Source organism: Rhodococcus sp. F64268 (assembly GCF_023015605.1).
Classification (GTDB): Bacteria; Actinomycetota; Actinomycetes; order Mycobacteriales; family Mycobacteriaceae; genus Rhodococcus.
Genome location: NZ_JALKAI010000025.1, coordinates 1 through 4390 on the forward strand (window position 1 = coordinate 1; position 4390 = coordinate 4390).

The following is a 4390-nucleotide window of genomic DNA, read 5'->3' on the forward strand; positions in this document are numbered from 1 at the left end:
ACGACGCCCGCACCCTCATGCACCTGATGCAATCGCTGGTCATGGTCTCCTTCCCCATCGAAGTCTGGAAACAGCCCCGCGTCCCCGACAGCGGCGCCGCCTGGGCCGAAATCACCAAAGAACCGGTGGTCTGAGGCAGGCAGCCCGGTGGTAACACGTACTGGGAGATAGCAGTTGCACCCCGCAGGCGTGCCCGTGCTCGAACGACATTCGTCGCTCGAGCACGGGCACACCTGCATTTGCGGGCCTTCCACTTGTGATCGCAGTCACAAGATGCCGTACGCGAGGATGAAATCATCAAGATCAACTACATCTCGCGCCCCACCTCTTTGTTCAGCATCACAAGTCCGAAATGTACGAAACATCCATGAGTGAGAGGTTCGAGCAGTCGTGATTTGATGTGCGACGAGACTCGGCGTCGGCGCGGCACAGCTGCGATTCGGGGCCGTACTCGGCCACAGCCCGGAGCTTGTTTCTCGAGAGGAAATGATGACCGACATCGAGACGAAGAATTTCTTCACCGACCCTGAGTTCGTCGGCGATCCCAACCCGTACTACGACGCGATGCGCGCGAGCTGCCCCGTCAAGCGCGAACCGCACATGAACGTCATGATGGTCACCGGATACGAGGAAGCAATCCAGGTCCTCAACGATGAGAAGTCCTACTCCTCATGCATCTCGGTGACCGGTCCGTTCTCGGGCTTCCCGCTCCCGGCCGAGAGCGACGACATCACGGATCTGATCGAGGAGCACCGCCCCTCGCTGCCGATGAACGATCAGCTACCCACGATGGATCCCCCGCAGCACGCGGACCACCGCGGTCTGCTGATGCGCCTGATCACCCCCAAGCGCCTCAAGGAGAACGAAGAGTTCATCTACCGCCTGGCCGACAAGCTGCTCGACAACATCCTGGCCAAGGGCCAAGGCGAGTACATCAGCGAATTCGCCGGACCCTTCGCGATGCTCGTCATCGCCGATCTCCTGGGCGTCCCGGAGAGCGACCATGAAGAGTTCATCGCCGGCCTGAATCTCGCAACGGAGGGCGGCTTCACTCTCGGCAGCACCGAGGGCGAAGCGCTGAAGTTGAACCCGCTCGAGTTCCTCTACAAGAAATTCGGCGAGTACATCGAGGACCGTCGCGCGAACCCCACGGACGACGTCCTGACCGGGCTCGCCACGGCGACGTTCCCCGATGGCACGCTGCCCCCGGTCGACGACGTCCTCCGCATTGCGGCGAACGTCTTCTCGGCGGGACAGGAGACGACGGTGCGGCTGCTGAGCTCCGGACTCCGGATCATCGCCGAGAATCCTGAGATCCAGCAGGCACTTCGCGAAGATCCGGAGAAGATCCCGAACTTCATCGAGGAGGCGCTTCGGATGGAGAGCCCGATCAAGGGCGACTTCCGGCTCTCCAAGGTCCCGACCGAGGTCGGTGGCGTCGAGGTTCCGGCCGGCACGATCCTCATGCTCCTCAACGGCGCGGCCAACCGCGATTCCAGGCAGTTCTCCGACCCGGAGGACTTCGATCTGGATCGTCGTAATGCGCGTACGCACATCGCATTCGGTCGAGGTGTGCACGCCTGCCCCGGCGCTCCCCTGGCCCGGACCGAAGGCCGCGTGGGTATCCAGCGCCTCCTCGAGCGGACCACCCACATCGCGCTGTCGGAGGAGGTGCACGGACCCGAGGGCGATCGGAAGTTCGACTACCTGCCCACCTTCATCCTCCGCGGCCTGCTGAACCTCAACCTGGAGTACACCGTCGCAGAGGGTGACAGCAAGTGAAGGTTCATGTCGATGACGATGCGTGCCGCGGCCACGGCTTCTGCCTCGCGATCTGTCCGGAGGTCTTCGAGCTGAGCGACGGCGGCTACGCCGTGACGCTCGTGTCCGAAGTTCCGGCCGAACACGAGGACAATGTTCGCGAAGCCGTCGCGAGCTGCCCCGAGCGCGCAATCTCGATCTCGTAGCCCCACTCCACACCGAACATCTCGCCCGCCCTCATGGTTCCGACCGTGGGGGCGGGCGTCTGTCATATTGTGCGGCAACCACCTTCACACCACACCGATCTCCACTCGACACCGAGGAGCGCACATGCCCAAGGGTTACGAACTGCTTGACATTCTGTGAGCAAGTGAGGTTTTCTCACCAGGCGGGGGCTTGTAGGTGAAGAAGCACGAGGGCCGCGGCGGTGATCGTGCCGATCCTCCACGGACACAGGCTGATTCGTTGGAGGGCTTTCCAGCGGGTCTTCAGCAGGGCATTCGCACGTTCCGCCGGAGCGCGCATCGCGGACAGAAGTGTATTGCGGCATCGAGTGCCGACATTGAGGTCGCGGCCCTTGGTCGGCGTGTGGACACCGATCCCGGCACCGGTGTAGCCCTTGTCGGCGAGGGTGGGCATCCCGTCGGCGGCGGCCTCGTAGAGGGCACCGAGGACTCCGCCGAGTCGAGCAGCGGTGATGTCGTGGACCGAGCCGGGTTCGACGTCGGAGACCCAGACCGGGTAGCCGGTCGGGTCGGTCAGAACCTGGATGTTGCCGCCGTGTCGGCGGTGTTTGCCCGAGTACCACAGGTCGTGTCCGGCTTCGGAGCGTTCCCGGCAGCGGGTCGCGGCGATCAAGGTGCCGTCGAGTCCGACATGTTCCCACCCGGATGCAGTCCCGTGCGCGAGGACCTCGTGCAGGTCAGGGGCGTGGGCGGCGATCACGTCGATACCTTCGTGTAGGTATCGGTAGGCGGTTGCCGGCGGGATTCGGGCATCGCGCGCCAGGGCGGCGACGTCGGTAGCGTCGCGGAACCAGCGGAGCACCATCACCGCCTGGACGTAGACGGTAGCGGCCCGCTGCCACGGTCGGTGGTCGACTCGGGTGCGATGCGCGGCCAGGGCACGGGCGACGAAGGCCAGGGTGTGCTCGGGCACGTCGAGCGTGGCACGATAGGAAATCACGTGGGGTCCTGCTTCGGGATTGCTTCTTGGTCGAAACGATCTCTACCAGGTAGGACCCCACGTCCTCATCTCACGCCATGCCGCTCGGATGTCCCGGGCCGTCGTCAGCGAACCTCTGGTGAGAAAACCTCAATGTGAACAAGCATGATCGAATGTGCTGCACAAGTCATGCGAAGCCGACCGAGTGGGCGCACCCACAGGCTACATGTCGGACCCCTCTGCGAGCATGATCATCGTGGACTACCGCGACCGCTTCGCCCGGCTCGGAGCCGAGCATCCGACAGCGGCCCTGCCGGTGCAGGACCGCCGGTTCCTGGCGGGCGACCATGGTCACAACCACGATCCGGTGCGGGACATCATCGAGGTGCTCACCTCGATGTGTGCCCGCCGATACGGCCACAGCCGTGCGATGCGGGCGGTCACTGCCACCACACAGGACGTACCCGAGCTGCAGGTCAAGTGATGGCTCGATTCGAGATCCCGGACGGCTGGACCGCGCAGGCCTACAAGTTCGCGCTCGACCCCACCCTGGCGCAGGTGCGGGCGTTCCGCTCGCACGCAGGCGGGGCCCGTAAGGCGCACAACACGATGCTCGCCGCCGTGAAAGCGGTCATGAATCAGCGGCAAGCCGAACGCTCCTACGGCATCGCCGAGGACGAGTTGACACCCGCCTTGGGATGGTCGCTGCCGGCGTTGCGCAAACAGTGGAACGCCCACAAACACGAGGTGGCGCCGTGGTGGGCCGAGAACTCCAAGGAGGCATACAACTCCGGGTTGGATGCGCTCGCCCGGGGATTGGACGCGTGGTCGACATCCCGCAAAGGCAAGCGGGCCGGGAAGATCATCGGGTTCCCTCGCTTCAAGACCGCCCGGTCCCGCCGGTCGGTGCGGTTCACCACCGGCACCATCCGTGTCGAGACGGACCGGCATCACGTCACCCTCCCGAGGCTGGGGCGGATCCACACCTTCGAGTCGACCCGGAAATTGGCCCGCAGGATCGAGGCGGGCACCGCCCGGATACTGTCCGCCACCCTGTCCGAGGATTCGGCCGGTCGGTGGCACGTCGCCTTTCAGGTCCTCGTGCACCGCACGATCGCCGTGCCGGGGCATGTGGGGGCCAGTGAACCGGTGGTCGGTGTCGACGTCGGCGTCAAAGCCGACTCCCTGATCGTTGTCGCGACGCCGGACGGACGCGAACTCGACCGGGTTCCGGCGCCGAAGTCTCTGACCGCTGCTCAGGACCGGCTGCGGGTATTGCAGCGCAGGGCCGCGCGGCAGCGTGGTCCGTACGACCCGTCGACCAAGACGAAACGACGGCCGTCGAAGCGGTGGGTGCGGCAGCAACGCCGGATCGGGCGCACCCATGCGCATGCGGCGGCGGTGCGACGCGACGTGGTGCACAAGCACACCACCGCCCTGGCCCAGCGGCATCGGGTGATCGTGG

The 4390-nt window shown here is 65.1% G+C and carries 5 protein-coding genes; 4 read left to right on the plus strand and 1 reads right to left on the minus strand.

Annotation, left to right across the window (positions count from 1 at the left end; genetic code table 11):
* Positions 1 to 486 precede the first annotated feature (486 nt).
* Together MWU77_RS24295 and MWU77_RS24300 are read left to right on the plus strand one after the other, a co-directional pair.
* Positions 487 to 1782: a cytochrome P450 gene (locus MWU77_RS24295; RefSeq protein ID WP_374229976.1), complete on the plus strand. Its 1296-nt coding sequence runs from the start codon at positions 487 to 489 to the stop codon at positions 1780 to 1782.
* A complete protein-coding gene (locus tag MWU77_RS24300; RefSeq protein ID WP_054807641.1) occupies positions 1779 to 1967 on the plus strand; it encodes a ferredoxin in 189 nt (62 codons plus the stop codon). Before MWU77_RS24295 ends, MWU77_RS24300 begins: the two co-directional genes overlap by 4 nt.
* A gap of 175 nt (positions 1968 to 2142) precedes the next feature.
* On the opposite strand, the gene MWU77_RS24305 is transcribed toward MWU77_RS24300, so the two are convergent.
* A complete protein-coding gene (locus tag MWU77_RS24305; protein WP_247275014.1) occupies positions 2143 to 2946 on the minus strand; it encodes an IS5 family transposase in 804 nt (267 codons plus the stop codon).
* Positions 2947 to 3151: 205 nt separating this feature from the next.
* On the opposite strand from MWU77_RS24305, the gene MWU77_RS24310 reads away from it, so the two are divergent.
* The gene (locus MWU77_RS24310) at positions 3152 to 3409 is read left to right on the plus strand and encodes a hypothetical protein (RefSeq protein WP_247275015.1); all 258 of its coding nucleotides are present in this window, start codon (positions 3152 to 3154) and stop codon (positions 3407 to 3409) included.
* Positions 3409 to 4390, plus strand: a 982-nt coding sequence (locus MWU77_RS24315) for a transposase (RefSeq protein ID WP_247275016.1), incomplete at its 3' end; no start/stop codon positions are given. The genes MWU77_RS24310 and MWU77_RS24315, both read left to right, overlap by 1 nt.